18 protein-coding genes are annotated in these 18,754 nt (G+C 71.1%); 12 read left to right on the top strand and 6 right to left on the bottom strand.

Going from position 1 to position 18,754, the window contains the following annotated elements:
- The first annotated feature begins 45 nt into the window (after positions 1–45).
- The 4 genes from ACWC09_RS40285 (at position 46) to ACWC09_RS40270 (ending at position 2,792) form a co-directional block, all read left to right on the top strand.
- Positions 46–435: a cell division protein SepF gene (locus ACWC09_RS40285; RefSeq protein WP_450856029.1), complete on the top strand. Its 390-nt coding sequence runs from the start codon at positions 46–48 to the stop codon at positions 433–435.
- 96 nt (positions 436–531) lie between these two features.
- Positions 532–1,806, top strand: a complete 1,275-nt coding sequence (locus ACWC09_RS40280; RefSeq protein WP_450856028.1) for an AAA family ATPase — start codon at positions 532–534, stop codon at positions 1,804–1,806.
- Between the two features lie 8 nt (positions 1,807–1,814).
- A complete protein-coding gene (locus ACWC09_RS40275) occupies positions 1,815–2,141 on the top strand; it encodes a nucleotide pyrophosphohydrolase (protein WP_450856061.1) in 327 nt (108 codons plus the stop codon).
- 180 nt (positions 2,142–2,321) lie between these two features.
- Complete coding sequence (locus ACWC09_RS40270) at positions 2,322–2,792, top strand: DUF6099 family protein (RefSeq protein WP_450856027.1); 471 nt, start codon at positions 2,322–2,324, stop codon at positions 2,790–2,792.
- Between the two features lie 81 nt (positions 2,793–2,873).
- Here ACWC09_RS40270 and ACWC09_RS40265 read toward each other — a convergent pair whose 3' ends face one another.
- Positions 2,874–3,068 (bottom strand): hypothetical protein, encoded by a 195-nt coding sequence (locus ACWC09_RS40265; RefSeq protein WP_450856026.1) that lies wholly within the window; start codon positions 3,066–3,068, stop codon positions 2,874–2,876.
- Positions 3,069–3,312: 244 nt separating this feature from the next.
- Here ACWC09_RS40265 and ACWC09_RS40260 point away from each other — a divergent pair, with 244 nt between their 5' ends.
- The 4 genes from ACWC09_RS40260 (at position 3,313) to ACWC09_RS40245 (ending at position 8,951) form a co-directional block, all read left to right on the top strand.
- Entirely contained in the window at positions 3,313–4,236 is a 924-nt protein-coding gene (locus ACWC09_RS40260) for an LLM class F420-dependent oxidoreductase (protein ID WP_450856025.1), read from the top strand.
- Positions 4,237–4,425: 189 nt separating this feature from the next.
- Positions 4,426–5,910, top strand: a complete 1,485-nt coding sequence (locus ACWC09_RS40255) for a 3' terminal RNA ribose 2'-O-methyltransferase Hen1 (protein ID WP_450856024.1) — start codon at positions 4,426–4,428, stop codon at positions 5,908–5,910.
- Positions 5,907–8,450, top strand: a complete 2,544-nt coding sequence (locus ACWC09_RS40250; protein WP_450856023.1) for a polynucleotide kinase-phosphatase — start codon at positions 5,907–5,909, stop codon at positions 8,448–8,450. The genes ACWC09_RS40255 and ACWC09_RS40250 overlap by 4 nt, the downstream gene beginning before the upstream one ends.
- A gap of 105 nt (positions 8,451–8,555) precedes the next feature.
- Positions 8,556–8,951 (top strand): hypothetical protein, encoded by a 396-nt coding sequence (locus tag ACWC09_RS40245; protein ID WP_450856022.1) that lies wholly within the window; start codon positions 8,556–8,558, stop codon positions 8,949–8,951.
- Here ACWC09_RS40245 and ACWC09_RS40240 read toward each other — a convergent pair.
- Both ACWC09_RS40240 and ACWC09_RS40235 read right to left on the bottom strand, forming a co-directional pair.
- Entirely contained in the window at positions 8,931–9,824 is an 894-nt protein-coding gene (locus ACWC09_RS40240; RefSeq protein ID WP_450856021.1) for a hypothetical protein, read from the bottom strand. The two genes, ACWC09_RS40245 and ACWC09_RS40240, sit on opposite strands and share 21 nt — an antisense overlap.
- Positions 9,821–10,822 carry an SPFH domain-containing protein gene (locus tag ACWC09_RS40235; RefSeq protein ID WP_450856020.1) on the bottom strand — a complete coding sequence of 334 codons (1,002 nt, stop codon included), beginning with the start codon at positions 10,820–10,822 and terminating at the stop codon, positions 9,821–9,823. Before ACWC09_RS40235 ends, ACWC09_RS40240 begins: the two co-directional genes overlap by 4 nt.
- Before the next feature lie 130 nt (positions 10,823–10,952).
- Between ACWC09_RS40235 and ACWC09_RS40230 the strand changes: the two genes are divergently transcribed.
- A complete protein-coding gene (locus ACWC09_RS40230; RefSeq protein ID WP_450856019.1) occupies positions 10,953–12,173 on the top strand; it encodes an arginine deiminase in 1,221 nt (406 codons plus the stop codon).
- A gap of 82 nt (positions 12,174–12,255) precedes the next feature.
- The gene (argF, locus tag ACWC09_RS40225) at positions 12,256–13,263 is read left to right on the top strand and encodes an ornithine carbamoyltransferase (RefSeq protein ID WP_450856018.1); all 1,008 of its coding nucleotides are present in this window, start codon (positions 12,256–12,258) and stop codon (positions 13,261–13,263) included.
- Positions 13,264–13,275: 12 nt separating this feature from the next.
- On the opposite strand, the gene ACWC09_RS40220 is transcribed toward argF, so the two are convergent.
- Entirely contained in the window at positions 13,276–13,725 is a 450-nt protein-coding gene (locus ACWC09_RS40220) for an ATP-binding protein (protein WP_450856017.1), read from the bottom strand.
- Between the two features lie 326 nt (positions 13,726–14,051).
- Between ACWC09_RS40220 and ACWC09_RS40215 the strand changes: the two genes are divergently transcribed.
- Both ACWC09_RS40215 and ACWC09_RS40210 read left to right on the top strand, forming a co-directional pair.
- Complete coding sequence (locus tag ACWC09_RS40215; protein ID WP_450856016.1) at positions 14,052–14,879, top strand: enoyl-CoA hydratase family protein; 828 nt, start codon at positions 14,052–14,054, stop codon at positions 14,877–14,879.
- A 7-nt stretch (positions 14,880–14,886) separates the two neighbouring features.
- Entirely contained in the window at positions 14,887–17,154 is a 2,268-nt protein-coding gene (locus ACWC09_RS40210; protein ID WP_450856015.1) for a bifunctional salicylyl-CoA 5-hydroxylase/oxidoreductase, read from the top strand.
- A 30-nt stretch (positions 17,155–17,184) separates the two neighbouring features.
- On the opposite strand, the gene ACWC09_RS40205 is transcribed toward ACWC09_RS40210, so the two are convergent.
- Both ACWC09_RS40205 and ACWC09_RS40200 read right to left on the bottom strand, forming a co-directional pair.
- Positions 17,185–18,393 carry a sulfate adenylyltransferase subunit 1 gene (locus ACWC09_RS40205; RefSeq protein ID WP_450856014.1) on the bottom strand — a complete coding sequence of 403 codons (1,209 nt, stop codon included), beginning with the start codon at positions 18,391–18,393 and terminating at the stop codon, positions 17,185–17,187.
- On the bottom strand, positions 18,393–18,754 hold a 362-nt coding region (locus ACWC09_RS40200; protein ID WP_450856013.1), incomplete at its 5' end, for a phosphoadenosine phosphosulfate reductase domain-containing protein. The genes ACWC09_RS40200 and ACWC09_RS40205, both read right to left, overlap by 1 nt.

Raw genomic sequence — 18,754 nt, 5'->3', positions numbered from 1 at the left:
TTGGCCGGTGCAGGCATTGAAGGCGAGTCAGGTCGGGGGGAGCCGGTGAACAGGTACGACGTCACCGATGAGCAGTGGGAAGGGCTCGCCCAGGTCGTGCCGTTGCGCGGACGCGACGCGTGGCCATCGGCGGTGGACCATCGTTCACTCCCCGAAGCGGCCACCGAACCCCGCCGCCGCTTCGTGGTCCTCCGCGTCAACGTCTTCGGCGACGCCCGTGAGGTCGCCGAGACCCTGATGGCCGGCATCCCGGTTCTCCTGGACCTCAGCGGCGCCGAGACAGACGTCGCCAGACGCGTCCTCGACTTCAGCACGGGCGTCGTCTTCGGCCTGGCCAGCGGCATGCACCGGGTCGACCGCAACGTCTTCCTGCTGACCCCGGCGGGCACCGAGGTGACGGGGCTGATGGAGGGGGCGGGGGTCTCGGGGTCATGAGGCGAGGCGGCGTCGGGCAGGCGCCGCATCCCTCGATCGTAGGAAGGCGGCAAGGACGGAACGGTTCGCCTTCCGGCGGAGGCCTACGGTCCGGATATGACCTTGTCCTCTGTGCCGTTGGAGCCGGACGGGGGTGTCTCGCGGGAGCGGGCCGCCCGGGAGGGTTCCGAGTCGGACCGTCGTGTGATGGACCGTCAGACTCCTTCCGCGGTGGACCCCCGTCCGACGTGCGGGTCGGAGCCCGCCGTTCCACCGCCTCCTGCCCGCCCCTTTGTCGCCGAGTTGCGGCTGTCCGCCTTCGGGCGGCATCGCGGTGCCCGGTTCGGGCTCGGGCCCGTCACGCTCTTCGCCGGCGCCAGCGGAAGCGGCAAGACGACCGCGTTACGGGCGTACGAGGCGCTCGCCCGGCTCGGTGGCGGGGCCGCCGTCGGTGAGGCGTTCCCCGACCTGTCCGGCTGTGTGCCCGACCGGGCCCGGCCCGATGCACAGGGGCGCCGGGGCTTCCGTATCGGCTGTACGGCCGACGGGCCCGAAGGACCGGTCCGGCTCGACGTCGCCGTACAGGCCGAGCCCGAACTGCGCATCGTGGGCGAGCGGTTGACGTCCGACGGCCAGGTCCTCCTGGAGACCGCCCTGCGCGACCCCGCCCGACGCGTCGTCCAGGCCGCCTGGCACACCGCCGGCTCGACCCCCGTCACCCGCGCCCCACTGCCCGACGACCGACTCGGCACGGCGCTGCTGCCGCTGCGCGTCGCAGGCAAGACCGAGGGGCAGCGCCTGGTGCTCGCCGCCGCCGAACAGATGGTGGTCGCCCTGCGCTCCGTCTTCGCCTGCGACCCACGCCCCGGCAGGATGCGTTCGCCGGTGCCGATGGGCTCTGGCCGGCTCCTGCCCGGCTGCGACAACCTCGCCGACGTCCTGTGGCGCACCCGGACCGAATGCGGACGCCGGCATGCCCAACTGGTCGCCGCGGTACAGGCCGGCTGCGCGGGGAGGGTGACGGACGTGCGCGCCGAGCCGCTCGGTGACGGCACCGTGCACGGCCTGCTCGACCGGGGCGACGGTTTCCGGACGGTTCTCGGGCGGCTGGGCGACGGCGAGCTGCGGTACGCCGCCCTCGCCCTGGTTCTGCTGACCGGCCCGGGCGTGCTGGAGGTCGACCCGGTCCTCGAGGTACCCGCCGCGATGCAGTCCCTCACCGTCCTCAGTGACGCCTTCGAACGCTCACTGGACCCCCACCAGCGCCGCGAGCTCCTCAGGCTCGCCCTGCGCATGGCGGACCGCGGCCACATCCGCGTCGCCGCCGCCGTGAGCGACGCCTCCTGGGCCGCCGGGACCCACGGCGTCACAGTGGTACACCTGGACCCGTGACCGATCCTCTGCGTGAACCCCTCGACGTGGCGAAACTGCAGCGCAGGCTGGCCGACTTCGCCGCCGCCCGCAACTGGCAGCCGTACCACACCCCCAAGAACCTGGTGGCCGCCCTCAGCGTCGAGGCCTCCGAACTGGTCGAGATCTTCCAGTGGTTGACCCCCGAGGAGTCGGCACGGGTGATGGACGACCCCGACACCGCACACCGCGTGACCGACGAAGTCGCCGACGTACTCGCCTACTTGCTCCAGCTGTGCCAGGTCCTGGACATCGACCCCCTCGCGGCACTCGACGCCAAGATCGACCGCAATGAACGCCGCTTCCCCGCGCCGTAAGGAGCCGTACGATCCGTTTTCACTCTCCGGAGTCAAAACTCGGCCCGAAACCGATTCGTTGTCCGCAGATTTCCGCCTTCCTCTGGCTTTTCGTCCCGCAGCCCTTCACTCTGGGTAGTGGACAACGGAGTTCGGGCGACGGACGCGTGGGCAGCGCGTCGAGACGGACGGGGGCAGCGCATGGACGCTGTGCGGCTCATCGTGACGAGCAGGCGCGCCCTGGCGGTGGGCGGCGGCGCGCCGGAGATCCTGACGGAGGTGTGGCAGGCGCAGGCCCTGGCACAGGCGATAGGCAGCCGCCTCGCCGTCTCCGGCCCACCCGAACTGCGCGGCGAGGCACTGGGGTTGACGGAGCTCGCGGGCCGCGGCTGCGGTGTCCTGGACGCCCCGGACCTCGCCACCGAGGACCTGCGCGCGGCCCAGCTCACCGACCTGGGCGACGCCCGCCAGGCCCTCCTCTGCCTCGGCGGCCTCCTCGGCGAGGTCGGCATAGCCCTGGTCGGCCTCGCCTGCGCGGTGGCCGACGAGGCCACGTACTGGCAGTGCATGGAAGCCATCGACGCGGCGGACGAATCCAGAGACCGAGTGAGAGACATGCTGCGCAAACTGGCAGAGGGGGACCAGCGGTTACCCGAGAGGGAGGCGGGCTAGGCACAACCAGCCCGTCCGTCCTGCATTGGCGAGACCAGGTCAGCCATATCCCGCCTGCCCGGCGTTCGAGGACGAGGCCGTTCAGGCCGACCGAGGGTTCGGGGCCGGAGCCCCCGGAGAGGCGTCGGCCCGCCCGCGCCCGGCGGACTGCAGGTCCGCGTCCAACGCCGACAGGTTCGCGTTCAGTACCGCCATCAGCTCCTCCATCTGCTGCAGCAAGCCGTTCGGCCAGCCAGCGCTTCCGCCCTGCTGCGACACGGTGAACTCTTCGGACATGACGGCCTCCTCGGCCCCCGGCCCCGGACCCTGGAGAGGCCGGTGCGGGTGACGCCCCGGCGAAGACCGACCGGCGCGGGCGCCGGGCGGTCCGGCTCCGCACGAGCAACGATCACCGTCGGACCTGGTCACTGGCGCGAGCACCCCCCGTGCGCGGCGTTGACGCGATTTCACCCGACCGGGGACAGCCGTGCCCTCAGGGACCGGTGGGGTTGACCGGCCGAGCGCCGTGCAGGATGGACGTATGGATCTGCGCATCTTCACCGAGCCCCAGCAAGGGGCCACCTACGACACCTTGCTCACCGTCGCCAAGGCCACCGAAGACCTCGGTTTCGACGCATTCTTCCGCTCCGACCACTATATGAAGATGGGTTCCGTGGACGGCCTCCCCGGCCCCACCGACGCCTGGATCACCCTCGCCGGCCTGGCCCGCGAGACCCGGCGCATCCGCCTCGGCACCCTGATGACCGCCGGCACCTTCCGCCTCCCCGGCGTCCTCGCCATCCAGGTCGCCCAGGTCGACCAGATGTCCGGCGGCCGCGTCGAACTCGGCCTGGGCGCAGGCTGGTTCGAGGAGGAGCACAAGGCGTACGGCATCCCGTTCCCCAAGGAGAAGTTCGCCCGCCTGGAAGAGCAGCTGGCGATCGTCACCGGCCTCTGGGAGACCAAGCTCGGCGACACCTTCGACTTCCACGGCACCTACTACGACCTCACCGACTCGCCCGCCCTCCCCAAGCCCGCCCAGGACAGGATCCCGGTCCTGATCGGCGGCCACGGCGCGACCCGCACCCCGAGCCTCGCCGCCCGGTATGCCGGCGAGTTCAACATGCCCTTCGGCTCGATCGAGGACAGTGAGCGCCAGTTCGCCCGCGTCCGCGCCGCCGCGGAGGAGGCCGGCCGCAAGGGCGACGACCTCACGTACTCCAATGCCCTCGTGGTCTGCGTCGGCAAGGACGACCAGGAAGTCGCCCGCCGCGCCGCCGCCATCGGCCGCACGGTCGACGAGCTCAAGGCCAACGGTCTCGCAGGCACCCCCTCCGAGGTCGTCGACCGGATCGGCCACTACGCCGCGGTGGGCGCCCAGCGCCTCTACCTCCAGATCCTCGACCTCGACGACCTGGACCACCTGGAGCTGATCTCCTCGCAGGTGCAGTCGCAACTGTCGTAGCCGCCGCGGGAAACGACAGTCGCCATCACCGTGGAAACCGTGGAAAGAGACAAAGAAATAAACGAAGGCGTCGGTCGGCACCGTGTGCGAAGGTGAGAGCGTCGTCCTGCCGAGCCCCCAGGATCACCATCCCTGGGGGCTTTCGTGCGTACGGCGCCCTGAACCGTCCACGCGTCGGAGAGTCTCCGCATGTTCCTGACCATCACCACCACCGGCACACCCGAACGCCCCGCCACCGACCTCGGCTTCCTGCTCCACAAGCACCCCGACAAGGCGCAGGCGTTCTCCACCTCCTACGGCACGGCGCACGTCCTCTACCCCGAGGCCGACGCCCGGCGCTGCACGGCGGCGCTGCTGCTGGAGGTCGATGCCGTGGCGCTGGTCAGGAAGGGCAAGGGCAAGGGACGCGGCGGGGCCCCCGACGCGGCGCTCGCGCAGTACGTCAACGACCGCCCGTACGCGGCCTCCTCGCTGCTCGCGGTGGCGCTGAGCAGCGTGTTCTCCAGCGCGATGAAGGGCGTGTGCAACGCCCGGCCGGAGCGCGCCGCACAGCCGCTGCCGCTGCGCATCGAGGTACCCGCGCTGCCCGCCCGCGGCGGCCCGGAGCTCGTACGACGGCTCTTCGAGCCGCTGGGATGGGCGCCGACCGTGGAGCCGGTCGCGCTGGACACCGAGTTCCCGGAGTGGGGCGACTCGCGCTACGTCCGTCTCGTCCTGGAGTCCGCACAGCTCACCCTGGCCGAAGCCCTCCGCCACCTCTACGTCCTGCTCCCGGTCCTCGACGACGCCAAGCACTACTGGGTCGCCTCCGACGAGGTCGACAAGCTGCTGCGGGCCGGTGAGGGCTGGCTGCCCGAGCACCCGGAGCAGAAGCTGATCACCAGCCGTTACCTCTCCCGCCGCTGGTCGCTGACCCGCGAGGCCATGGAGCGCCTCGAGCTGGTGCGGCTCGCGGAGGCCGACGACAGCGAGGTCGAGGACATCGACAACGCCGTCGAGTCGGAGACCGAGACGGAGGAGAAGCCGACCCCGCTCGCCGTGCAGCGACGGGACGCGATCATCGAGGCGCTGCACGCGTCCGGTGCGGCCCGCGTCCTCGACCTGGGCTGCGGACAGGGGCAGTTGGTGCAGGCGCTGCTCAAGGACGTGCGGTTCACCGAGATCGTCGGCGTCGACGTGTCGATGCGCGCCCTCACCATCGCCTCCCGGCGGCTCAAGCTGGACCGCATGGGCGAGCGTCAGGCCTCGCGCGTCAAGCTCTTCCAGGGCTCGCTGGCGTACACCGACAAGCGGCTCAAGGGGTACGACGCCGCAGTGCTGAGCGAGGTCGTCGAGCACCTCGACCTGCCGCGGCTGCCGGCGCTGGAGTACGCGGTGTTCGGCGCGGCCCGTCCGAGGACCGTCCTTGTGACGACCCCGAACGTCGAGTACAACGTCCGCTGGGAGAGCCTCCCGGCCGGGCATGTCCGGCACGGCGACCACCGTTTCGAGTGGACCCGCGAGGAGTTCCGGACCTGGGCGCACGCGGTGGCCGAACGGCACGGCTACGGCGTGGAGTTCGTGCCCGTGGGACTCGACGACCCGGAGGTCGGGCCGCCCACGCAGATGGCCATTTTTGAAGTGAACACAGCCACTGGGAAGACGCCCCACGAGAAGGAGGCGAAGGCAGCATGACCGAGACGCAGAAGAAGGGACGGGTCCTCCCCGTCACCGATCTCTCCCTCGTCGTCCTCGTCGGCGCCTCCGGCTCCGGCAAGTCGACCTTCGCCCGACGGCACTTCAAGCCGACCGAGGTGATCTCCTCCGACTTCTGTCGTGGCCTGGTCTCCGACGACGAGAACGACCAGAACGCGACCAAGGACGCCTTCGACGTCCTGCACTACATCGCCGGCAAGCGGCTGGCGGCGGGCCGTCGTACGGTCGTCGACGCGACCAGCGTGCAGTCGGACGCCCGGCGGCAGTTGATCGACCTGGCCAAGCGGTACGACGTGCTGCCCATCGCCATCGTGCTGGACGTCCCGGAGGAGGTGTGCGCCGAGCGCAACGCGGGCCGCACCGACCGGGCCGACATGCCGCGCCGGGTCATCCAGCGCCACATCCGCGAACTCCGCCGTTCCGTCAGGCACCTGGAGCGCGAGGGCTTCCGCAAGGTGCACATCCTGCGCGGGGTCGAGGACATCGAGAACGCGGGTGTCGTCACCGAGAAGCGCTTCAACGACCTGACCCACCTCACCGGCCCCTTCGACATCATCGGCGACATCCACGGCTGCGCCTCCGAACTGGAGTCGCTGCTGGGCAAGTTGGGCTACACCGACGGCGTCCACCCGGAGGGCCGTACGGCCGTCTTCGTCGGTGACCTCGTCGACCGCGGGCCGGACAGCCCGGGCGTGCTGCGCCGGGTGATGTCGATGGTCGGCTCGGGCAACGCGCTGTGCGTCCCCGGCAACCACGAGAACAAGTACGGCCGATACCTCAAGGGCCGCAAGGTCCAGCACACCCACGGACTCGCCGAGACCATCGAGCAGATGGCGGGCGAGGACGACGAATTCCGTGCGCAGGTACGGGAGTTCATCGACGGACTCGTCAGCCACTACGTCCTCGACGGCGGTCGGCTGGTCGTCTGTCACGCCGGTCTGCCCGAGAGGTACCACGGACGCACCTCCGGCCGGGTCCGCTCGCACGCGCTCTACGGCGACACGACCGGCGAGACCGACGAGTTCGGGCTGCCGGTGCGCTATCCGTGGGCCGAGGACTACCGGGGCCGGGCGGCGGTCGTCTACGGCCACACGCCCGTCCCGGAGGCCACCTGGCTCAACAACACCCTCTGCCTGGACACCGGCGCGGTCTTCGGCGGCAAGCTCACCGCGCTGCGCTGGCCGGAGCGTGAACTGGTCGACGTACCGGCCGAGCGGGTCTGGTACGAGCCGACGAGGCCGCTGCTGACCGAGGCTCCCGGCGGGCACGACGGACGGCCGCTCGACCTGAACGACGTGCACGGGCGACGGGTCGTGGAGACACGGCACTCGGGCCGGGTCGCCGTCCGCGAGGAGAACGCGGCGGCCGCTCTGGAGGTCATGAGCCGGTTCGCCGTGGACCCGCGCCTGCTGCCGTACCTGCCGCCGACCATGGCGCCGACGGCCACTTCGCACCAGGAGGGCTACTTGGAGCACCCGGCCGAGGCCTTCGCGCAGTACGCGGCCGACGGAGTCGCCCGGGTCGTGTGCGAGGAGAAGCACATGGGCTCGCGGGCGGTGGCGCTGGTGTGCCGGGACGCGGAGGCGGCGCGCAAGCGGTTCGGGGTCGACGGTCCGACGGGCTCGCTCTACACCCGTACCGGACGGCCCTTCTTCGACGACGAGTCGGTGACCGAGGAGATCCTCCGCCGCGTCCGGGCAGCCGTCACCGAGGCCGGCCTCTGGGACGAACTCGCCACCGACTGGCTCCTGTTGGACGCGGAGCTGATGCCGTGGTCGCTGAAGGCGTCCGGGCTGCTGCGCTCGCAGTACGCGGCCGTCGGTGCCGCGTCGGGCGCGGTGTTCCCGGGTGCGCTCGCCGCACTGGAGGGCGCCGCGGGGCGGGGCGTCGAGGTGGCCGACCTGCTGGCCCGCCAGCACGAACGGGCCTCGAACGCCGCCGCGTTCACGGAGGCGTACCGCCGCTACTGCTGGACCACGGACGGCCTGGACGGCGTGCGCCTGGCGCCGTTCCAGGTCCTGGCGGTCCAGGGCCGCAGCCTCGCCGGGCTCCCGCACGACGAGCAGCTCGCCCTGCTGGACCGGCTGGTGGAGCACGACGGAAGCGGTCTGCTGCAGACCACCCGACGGCTCTACGTCGACACCGGCGACCCGGAGTCGGTGCGGGCCGGTGTCGACTGGTGGCTGGAGATGACCGGTCGCGGCGGCGAGGGCATGGTCGTCAAGCCGAGCGGCGCACTGGTGCGCAGCCCGGAGGGGCGGCTGGTGCAGCCCGGGATCAAGTGCCGGGGCCGTGAGTATCTGCGGATCATCTACGGTCCGGAGTACACGCGCCCCGACAACCTGACCCGGCTGCGCTCCCGCTTCCTCAACCACAAGCGCTCCCTCGCGATCCGCGAGTACGCCCTGGGCCTGGAGGCCCTGGACCGGCTGGCGGAGGGGGAGCCGCTGTGGCGGGTGCACGAGGCCGTGTTCGGGGTGCTGGCGCTGGAGTCGGAGCCGGTGGACCCGCGGCTTTGAGCCATTCGTGAGGCGTGCTCACAGATCGACTTGTGTCCCACACATGGCCCCGCCTGACGTGAACAACCTTATGAATCCGGGGAGTTCGAGGAGGGCGGGGCGCCCGTGGAGATCAAGAAGGTAGTCGTCCCCGAGGAAGAAGACCAACCGTCAGCCGCGCATTCTGGAGAAACGGCCGACGCGCTGAAGGGGTTGCGCGTCCGCCTGGTGACGATGCCCTGGCATCCGATCGATCTGCCGTCACTCCGGGTGGGCCTGTTGCACGCCTGGGTCTCGCGCACCCGCCCGCCGGACGAGGTGCGCGAGGTCCACGGCTCCCTGCGCTGGGCGGAGTTCCTGCTGAGGCACTCCGGCGGGCGGCTGCGGCCGGGCGACCACCGGTGCTGGTGGCGTCCGCGGCCGTGGCGCTGGGTCCGCCGCGACGCTGTGGGCGCCGGTGCGGGCGGAGCGGCCGGCCGGGGAGAAGCGCCCGCCAGGGCCCTAGCCGACCAGGCGCAGTGACGTCCCGGCCACCCCGACCCGCACCGACTGCCCCCACGTCAGCTCCAGTGCGTCCGCCTCCATGCCGTCCCCGAAGGCGACGAGCCGCTCCGACTCGACGGTGAGGTGCAGGGACGCGGCGGCCGAGAGCTCGCCCGAGACGAGGGAGGTGCCGGTGGCCGGGGACGGCCAGGCCTCCCGGACGAACCACAGCAGGCGGGTGTCGGTGGGGTGTGGCAGGGGGAGGGCGGCGCCCCGCTCCTGCCACACCGACCGGAGCCAGCCCGTCGCCCCGGTCCCCGTCCCCACCAGCACCCCGGAGGATGCCTGGGCCTCGACGACACCCCCGTCGCCCTCCAGGCCCAGGCGGTATCTGGCCGTCTGATGTCCGACGGCTCCGAGATAGATCTCGTTGAGCGCGACCAGCCGCTGGGTGTCGTCGGCGACCGCCTCGACCATGGTCAGCTCGTCCGCGTCACAGGTGAGGGCCGCCGCCAGCAGCGAGGCCGCCCGCGCGGGGCGGTGCCGCACCAGCACGCCCGGGTTGCGGCCGGGGTCCGTGTCGATGCCGATCACCGGCTGACCGTCCAGGTACTTGGCGACGTTCGCCACCAGTCCGTCCTGCCCGACCACCACCACGACGTCCTCCGGCGCGAACAGGAAACGGTCCAAGTCGGCCCGCTCCACCTGACTCTGACGCCATGTCAGCGGAATGGCCGAGGCCACGTCCGCCAGCGCCCGCCTGGCCCGCCGGTGCCGCTCGGCGACCTCGTCGATGTCCCGGCCCCGGGAGGCCAGGAAGAACGCGGCCTGTCCGTGGGTGCCGTGGTGGGCCACCAACTCCTCGTACTCGGTGGTGCGATGGACGAGGACGACCCGGGGTGCGAGGCTCATTCCGGTGCCTGTCCCAGCCTGGCGAGCAGTCCCGTGAGCACGTCCGGCGAGATGGTCACGCTGTCGATGTTCGGCAGGTTCTCCGCGAGCCGGCTCCCGGTGAGGGCGTGCAGGATCGTGACGTCGACATCGGCGTGCACCTGAAGCCAGGCGGCCTGGGCCTGGGCCCGGGCTTCACCGACTTCACGCGCACCCTCGGCCTCGGCGCGGGCCAGCCGTACGGACCGCTTGGCCTCGGCCTCCGCCCGCACCGCGTCCGCCGCCGCGTGCTCCTGCGCCTCCCGTCGGGCGTTGGTCCCCCGCTGCTCGACCAACTGCTCCTCGCGGCGGGCGAGTTCGATCTGGCTGGCGAGTTCGTTCTCGGCGATGGCGCGCTCCCGCTCCACCGCCACCGCCCGCCGCTCGTACGTCGCCCGGTCGGCCTCCTGCTGGATCTGCTCGCGGGCCGGCGTCCGCAGCGCCCGCTCCACCTCCGGCTCCGGCCTGAGCGCCACCACCCGCACCGCGACCACCTCGATGCCGGTCGCCGGCAGCCGGGGCTCCGCGCCCAGCCCCGCCGCGACCCGCTCCCGCACCGCCGCCACACCGTCCACCAGCGCCGACGACAACGACGTACGGGCCAGCACGTCCAGCGCGTGCTGCTGGGCCGTCTCGGTCAGCAGCGTGCCGAGCTGCTCCAGCGGGGCGCCCCGCCACACCCCCGTGTCCGGGTCGACGGAGAAGTCCAGCCGGGCCGCGGCCAGCGCCGGGTCGCTGATCCGGTAGGTCACCGTCGCCTGCACCGCCACGTCCTGGAAGTCGGACGTACGGGCATGGAAGGTCATCGCCAACTCCCGGTCGTCGACCGGCACTTCGGACAGCGTTGCGGTCAGCGCACGGAACCAGAAGCTGAGCCCGGGCCCGTCGTGGAGCAGCTTTCCGCCCCGGTGGTGCCGGATGTGTGCTGTCGGCGCGCCGCGCAGGTGTCTCCACCCCAGGCGTCGGGTGATGTCGGCCATCGGACCCCCTTGTTCTCGTCTTATGGACGATAAGCGCCACGCCTGATTATCGTCAAGAGGACGAGAACAAGAAGTCGAAGAAACCGGCGAGCGGCGGGTCAACCGGCCCCCCGATGGTCAGGATGGAGACATGGGATTCCATGTCGACTCCGAGGCCGGGCGGCTGCGCCGCGTCATACTGCACCGGCCCGATCTCGAGCTCAAAAGGCTCACGCCCAGCAACAAGGACGCCCTGCTCTTCGACGACGTGCTGTGGGTGCGCCGGGCACGTGCCGAGCACGACGGCTTCGCCGACGTCCTGCGCGACCGCGGAGTCACCGTCCACCTCTTCGGCGACCTGCTCACCGAGGCCCTGGAGATCCCGGCGGCCAGAAAGCTCGTCCTGGACCGGGTCTTCGACGAGAAGGAGTACGGCGTCCTCGCCACCGACCACCTCAGAGCCGCCTTCGAGACCCTGCCCGCACCCGAACTGGTCGAGGCGCTGGTCGGCGGCATGACCAAGCGCGAGTTCCTGGAGGCGCACGCGGAGCCCACTTCCGTCCGCTTCCATGTCATGGACCTCGACGACTTCCTCCTCGCCCCCCTTCCCAATCACCTCTTCACCCGCGACACCTCCGCCTGGATCTACGACGGCGTCGCCGTCAACGCGATGCGCTGGCCGGCCCGCCAGCGCGAGACGATCCACTTCGAGGCGATCTACCGCCACCACCCGCTCTTCCGCGACGAAACGTTCCGTGTCTGGTCGGAGGGGCAGGCCGACTACCCGTCGACCATCGAGGGCGGCGACGTCCTGGTCATCGGCAACGGCGCGGTCCTGATCGGTATGAGCGAGCGGACGACTCCCCAGGCGGTCGAGATGCTCGCGCACAAGCTCTTCGCGGCCGGCTCGGCCCAGGCCATCGTGGCCCTGGACATGCCGAAGCGGCGCGCCTTCATGCACCTCGACACCGTGATGACGATGGTCGACGGCGACACCTTCACCCAGTACGCGGGCCTCGGCATGCTCCGCTCGTACACCATCGAACCGGGCGTCGGTGAGGAGCTGAAGGTCACCGACCATCCCCCGGAGCACATGCACCGCGCGATCGCCGCCGCGCTCGGCCTGAGCGAGATCCGCGTCCTGACCGCCACGCAGGACGTGCATGCGGCCGAGCGCGAGCAGTGGGACGACGGCTGCAACGTCCTGGCGGTCGAGCCGGGCGTCGTGGTCGCGTACGAGCGCAACGCCACCACCAACACCCACCTGCGCAAGCAGGGCATCGAGGTGATCGAGATCCCGGGCAGTGAGCTGGGGCGGGGGAGGGGAGGACCGCGCTGTATGAGCTGTCCGGTCGAACGGGCGGCCGTATAGGTGCACATGTGACCGCATAGAAATGCCGAACGTCGTATAGACTTCCAGAGTCAGTCGTTCTCGTACGTTTCTGGAGCGCCCCATGGCGACAGTCCCGACCGCCCTCGCCGGCCGCCATTTCCTCAAGGAGCTCGACTTCTCCAAGGACGAGTTCCTCGGCCTGGTCGCGCTGGCCGCCGAGCTGAAGGCCGCCAAGAAGGCCGGGACCGAGACGCGGTACCTGAGCGGCCGGAACATCGCGCTGATCTTCGAGAAGACCTCGACGCGCACGCGCTGCGCGTTCGAGGTCGCCGCGGCGGACCAGGGCGCCTCGACGACGTACCTCGACCCGTCGGGCTCGCAGATCGGGCACAAGGAGTCGGTGAAGGACACCGCGCGGGTGCTGGGCCGTATGTACGACGGGATCGAGTACCGGGGCGACAGCCAGCGGAAGGTGGAGGAGCTGGCCGCGTACGCGGGCGTCCCCGTCTACAACGGCCTCACCGACGACTGGCACCCCACCCAGATGCTGGCCGACGTCCTGACGATGACCGAGCACACCACCAAGCCGGTCCACGAGATCGCCTTCGCCTACCTCGGCGACGCCCGCTTCAACATGGGCAACTCCTACCTGATCACCGGCGCGCTGCTCGGCATGGACGTCCGGATCGTCGCCCCGAAGCACTACTGGCCGGCCCAGGAGATCGTCGACCGCGCCCATGAGCTCGCCGAGGCGAGCGGCGCCCGTATCACCCTCATCGAGTCCGTCGAGGACGGCGTCCGCGGTGCCGACTTCGTCGCGACCGACGTCTGGGTCTCCATGGGCGAGCCCAAGGAGGTCTGGGGCGAGCGCATCACCGCTCTCGCCCCCTACGCCGTGACGATGGACGTCCTGCGCGCGACGGGCAACAGCGAGGTCAGGTTCCTGCACTGTCTGCCGGCCTTCCACGACCTGGGCACCAAGGTCGGCCAGGAGATATACGAGACCCACGGCCTCGACTCCCTGGAGGTGACCGACGAGGTCTTCGAGTCGGCCCACTCGGTGGTCTTCGACGAGGCGGAGAACCGCCTGCACACGATCAAGGCGGTGCTGGTGGCGACGCTGGCCTGATGCCCCCCGGGGCTACCAGGCGCTGCGCTGCTGCGGCACCACGGGGAGCCGGAACCACACCGCCTTGCCGGACCCCGTGGGCCGATGCCCGCAGGACGAACTCAGCGCGCGGATCAGCAGCAGCCCCCGACCGTGCTCCTGCCAGGGGTCGGGAGCCGTCCCCGGCGCCGTCAGATCACCCGGCGGCGCGGGGTCGGGGTCGTGCACCTCGACCTGGCAGCCGGACGGCAGCAGCTCCACCACCAGCTCTATCGGCGAGTCCCCGGCGGTGTGCTCCACGGCGTTCGCCACCAGCTCGGCCGTGAGCAGCTCCGCGGTGTCACTGTCCGCCCCGTGCTCCAGCTCGGCCAACGCCGTGCGCACCAGCGCGCGGGCCACGGGCACGGCCGCGGCGGAGTGCGGCAGCGCGATGCGCCAGGAGGCGGAGGAGACGGGGCGTTCTTGCAAGGCGGGTCCGTTCATGAGCAGGCTGTCCTGCTTTCAACCTGATGAATCCTACGGCGCCGCCCGGCAGAGGCGTCCGACGGGCACCGTACGGGACCTTCGGCCCCGTTAGCGGGCGGCTTACCCGTAGCAACGGCTTGCCTCGCACGGCTGCTCCCCTCGTTGCCTCCCTGTAGACGAGCCGTGACGGATGTGACGGGCTCGGGTCACATCCGGACAGCCGTACCGCGGCCACTCGCAGCCATATCGCGCACTCGTGACGACAGTCACGGATGAGTGATAGCGTCAAAGGGAAGAACCGAACTCGGCACGGCAGCGCCCCACCCGCGAGGAGGCCGCACGTCATGAGTCCCTTCACCGGCTCCGCCGCCCGCACGCCCCGATGGCAGCACCTCCGCGTCGAGCTCACCGCCGGTGTCGCCACCGTCACCCTGGCCCGCCCCGACAAGCTCAACGCGCTCACCTTCGGCGCCTACGCCGACCTGCGCGACCTGCTCGCCGAGCTGTCCCGGGAGCGGACCGTGCGGGCCCTGGTGCTGGCCGGCGAGGGCCGCGGCTTCTGCTCCGGCGGTGACGTCGACGAGATCATCGGCGCGACCCTCGCCATGGACACGGCCCAGCTCCTGGACTTCAACCGCATGACGGGCCAGGTGGTCCGGGCGGTACGGGAGTGCCCGTTCCCGGTGATCGCGGCGGTGCACGGGGTGGCGGCGGGCGCGGGGGCGGTCCTGGCCCTGGCGGCGGACTTCCGGGTGGCCGACCCGACGGCTCGCTTCGCGTTCCTGTTCACCCGGGTGGGGCTGTCGGGCGGGGACATGGGAGCGGCGTACTTGCTGCCCCGCGTGGTCGGCCTCGGCCATGCGACCCGCCTCCTGATGCTGGGCGAGCCGGTCCGTGCTCCCGAGGCCGAGCGCATCGGCCTGATCAGCGAACTGACGGACGAGGGGCGGGTGGGCGAGTCGGCCCAGGCGCTGGCCCGCCGCTTGGCCGAGGGGCCGGCACTGGCGTACGCCCAGACGAAGGCGCTGCTGACCGCGGAGTTGGACATGCCCCTGGCGGCCGCGGTGGAACTGGACGCCTCGACCCAGGCCCTGTTGATGAACGGCGAGGACTACGCGGAGTTCCATGCGGCGTTCACGGAAAAGCGCCCTCCGAAGTGGCAGGGACGGTGAGTTCGCGATGCGTGTGGCGATCATCGGCGGTGGTCCTGGTGGCCTGTACGCCGCTGCCCTGCTGAAACGTCTCGACCCTTTCCGCGAGATCAGCGTCTGGGAACGCAACGCCCCCGACGACACCTTCGGATTCGGGGTCGTCCTCTCCGACGAGACCCTGGGGGGCATCGAGCATGCCGACCCGGTCGTCTACGCCGCTCTCCAACGGGAGTTCGTCCGCTGGGACGACATAGACATCGTCCACCGGAACACCCGCCACACCTCAGGCGGCCACGGTTTCGCCGCCCTCGGAAGAAAACGCCTCCTGGAGATCCTGCACGAGCGCTGCCGCGACCTGGGCGTGGAGCTCCGCTTCCGCTCGGAGGCCCCGCACCCCGACCGGCTGGCCGACGCATACGACCTCGTCATCGCCGCAGACGGAGTCAACAGCACCACCCGCGAGGCCTACACCCATGTGTTCCGCCCCCATGTGGCCACACACCACTGCCGCTACATCTGGCTCGCCACCGACTTCGCCTTCGACGCCTTCCGCTTCGAGATCGCCGAGACCGAACACGGTGTGATGCAGCTGCACGGCTATCCCTACGCGGCCGACGCCTCGACAGTGATCGTCGAAATGCGCGAAGAGGTAGGGCGGTCCGCCGGTTTCGACGAGCTGGACGCGCACGAATCCATCGAGCGCTGCGCCAAGATCTTCGCGGAGGCGCTCGGCGGTCACCCCCTCCGCTCCAACAAGTCGGCCTGGACGACCTTCCGCACCGTCACCAACGCCCACTGGTCCCACGGCAACACCGTCCTCCTCGGCGACGCCGCCCACACCGCCCACTTCTCCATCGGCTCCGGCACCAAACTGGCCGTCGAGGACGCCCTCGCCCTCGCCGCCTGCCTGGAGGAACAGCCGTCCCTGGAAAGGGCGTTGGCGGCATACGAGGAGGAACGCAAACCCGTCGTCGCCTCCACCCAGCGCGCCGCCCGCGCCAGCCTGGAGTGGTTCGAGAACCTCGGCCTCTACCTCGACCAGCCGCCCCGCCAGTTCGCCTTCAACCTCCTCACCCGCAGCCGCCGCGTCACCCACGACAACCTCCGTCTGCGCGACACCCGCTTCACCGGCGCCGTGGAGCAGGAGTTCGGCTGCCCGCCCGGTACGCCCCCGATGTTCACCCCGTTCCGCCTGCGCGGCCTGACCCTGCGCAACCGGGTCGTCGTGTCCCCCATGGACATGTACTCGGCGGTCGACGGCATCCCCGGCGACTTCCACCTCGTCCACCTCGGCGCCCGCGCCCTCGGCGGCGCCGGACTCGTCATGACCGAGATGGTCTGCGTCAGCGAGGAGGGCCGTATCACCCCCGGCTGCACCGGCCTCTACACGGGCAGACAGGCCGAGTCCTGGAAACGGGTCACCGACTTCGTGCACAGCCAGGCCCCCGGCACCGCGATCGGCGTGCAGCTCGGCCACTCCGGCCGCAAGGGCTCGACCAGGCTGATGTGGGAGGGAATGGACGAGCCGCTCCCCGACGGCAACTGGCCGCTCGTGGCCGCCTCCCCGCTGCCGTACAAGCCCGGCAGCCAGACCCCGCGTGAGCTGACCCGTGCCCAACTCACCGACATCCGCGAGCAGTTCGCGGCCGCCGCGGGCCGTGCCGTCCGGGCCGGGTTCGACCTCCTCGAACTCCACTGTGCCCACGGCTACTTGCTCTCCGGCTTCCTCTCCCCGCTCACCAACCGTCGCACCGACGCCTACGGCGGCTCCCTCGACGGGCGCCTTCGCTTCCCCCTCGAAGTCTTCGACGCGATCCGGGGCGTCTGGCCTCAGGAGAAGCCGATGACGGTCCGTATCTCCGCCACCGACTGGGCCGAGGGCGGCAACGCGGCCGAGGACGCCGTCGCGATCGCCCGCGCCTTCGCCGCGCACGGCGCCGACGCGATCGACGTCTCGACCGGGCAGGTCGTCGCCGACGAGCGACCGGAGTTCGGGCGGTCGTACCAGACGCCGTTCGCGGACCGCATCCGGCACCAGGTGGGCATCCCGGTGATCGCGGTCGGCGCGATCTCCTCCTGGGACGACGTCAACTCCCTGATCCTGGCCGGACGTACGGATCTGTGCGCCCTGGCCCGTCCCCACCTCTACGACCCGCACTGGACGCTCCACGCGGCGGCCGAGCAGGGCTACCAGGGTCCGGGCGTCGTCTGGCCCGCGCCCTACCGCGCGGGCAGCCGGCGCCCGCAGACCGGACGCACGGACGCCCCCAAGCCCCGTCTGACACTGGGGAGTTGAGGGCGTCCAGGAGACCCGCTGGAAACTCTTCTACGACAGCTCGACCATCCCCGCGGTCAGCGTGGCGCCGTCCGCCGGGTCGATCAGGATGAAGGCGCCCGTGCGGCGCGAGACCGCGTAGTCGTCGAGGGCGAGCGGCTCGGCCGTGCGCAGGGTGACGCGGCCGAGGTCGTTCGCGGTCAGCTCGGCGGCCTCGCCCAGGTCCTTGACGATGGCCTTCACCGTCCGGGTCGTGTGCCGCAGCAGCACCCGGTCGCCGACCTTCAGTGGCCGGTCGGCCAGATGGCACACGGCCGCCCGGACGTTCCGGGTGAGGACCGGGGGCTCGGCCACCGCCGTGATCATGTCGCCACGGGAGATGTCCCGCTGGTCCGCGAGCCGCACACCGATCGACTGCGGCGCGTGGGCCACCTCCTCGGCGACACCGAGCACGTCGATGCCGGCGATCTCGGAGGTCTCACCGGAGGGATGGACGGTGACCCGGTCGCCGACCCGCAGCGATCCCGACACCAACTGGCCCGCGTAGTGGCGGACTTCGCCGTGCCGGATGACGTACTGCACCGGGAAGCGGGCCGGTGCGTCCGTGGCCGCCTCGGTGCCCACGGGGACGTTCTCCAGGAACTCCAGCAGCGCCGGGCCGTCGTACCAGTCCATGTGCGCCGAGCGGTCCACCACGTTGTCGCCGACCAGCGCCGAGACCGGGATCGGCGTGAAGCCGGGCAGCCCCGACTCCGCGGCGTGGCCCGCGAAGTCCTCGACGATCCGCTCGAACTCCTCCTGCTCGTAGCCGACCAGGTCCATCTTGTTGACGGCGAGGACCACATGCGGGACGCGGAGGAGTCCGGCCACGGCGGCGTGCCGGCGGGTCTGCTCGACGACGCCGTTGCGGGCGTCGACCAGGACGATCGCCAGCTCGGCGGTCGAGGCGCCGGTGACCATGTTCCGGGTGTACTGCACATGGCCCGGGGTGTCCGCGAGGATGAACCGCCGCTTGGGCGTGGCGAAGTAGCGGTAGGCGACGTCGATCGTGATGCCCTGCTCGCGCTCGGCGCGCAGCCCGTCGGTCAGCAGCGCCAGGTCGGGGGCGCTCTGGCCACGTGAGGCCGATGCCCGCTCCACGGCCTCCAGCTGGTCGCTCAGCACCGACTTGGAGTCGTGCAGCAGCCGCCCGACCAGCGTGGACTTGCCGTCGTCGACCGAACCGGCCGTCGCGAACCGCAGCGTGTCAATGGTCGTCACTAGAAGTACCCCTCGCGCTTACGGTCTTCCATCGCGGCCTCGGACATCTTGTCGTCGGCGCGGGTCGCTCCGCGCTCGGTCAGCCGGGAGGCGGCGATCTCGGCGATCACTTTCTCGATGGTGTCGGCGTCGGAGTCCACCGCGCCGGTGCAGGACATGTCGCCGACCGTGCGGTAGCGCACCTGCCGCTTCTCGACGGTCTCGCCATGCTTGGGCCCGCCCCATTCGCCGGCCGTCAGCCACATGCCGCCGCGCCGGAACACCTCACGCTGGTGGGCGTAGTAGATCTCGGGCAGCTCGATGCGCTCGCGGGCGATGTACTGCCAGACGTCCAGCTCGGTCCAGTTGGAGAGCGGGAAGA

Source organism: Streptomyces sp. NPDC001617 (genome assembly GCF_053596855.1).
This window is presented reverse-complemented; position numbering and strand designations above follow the sequence as displayed.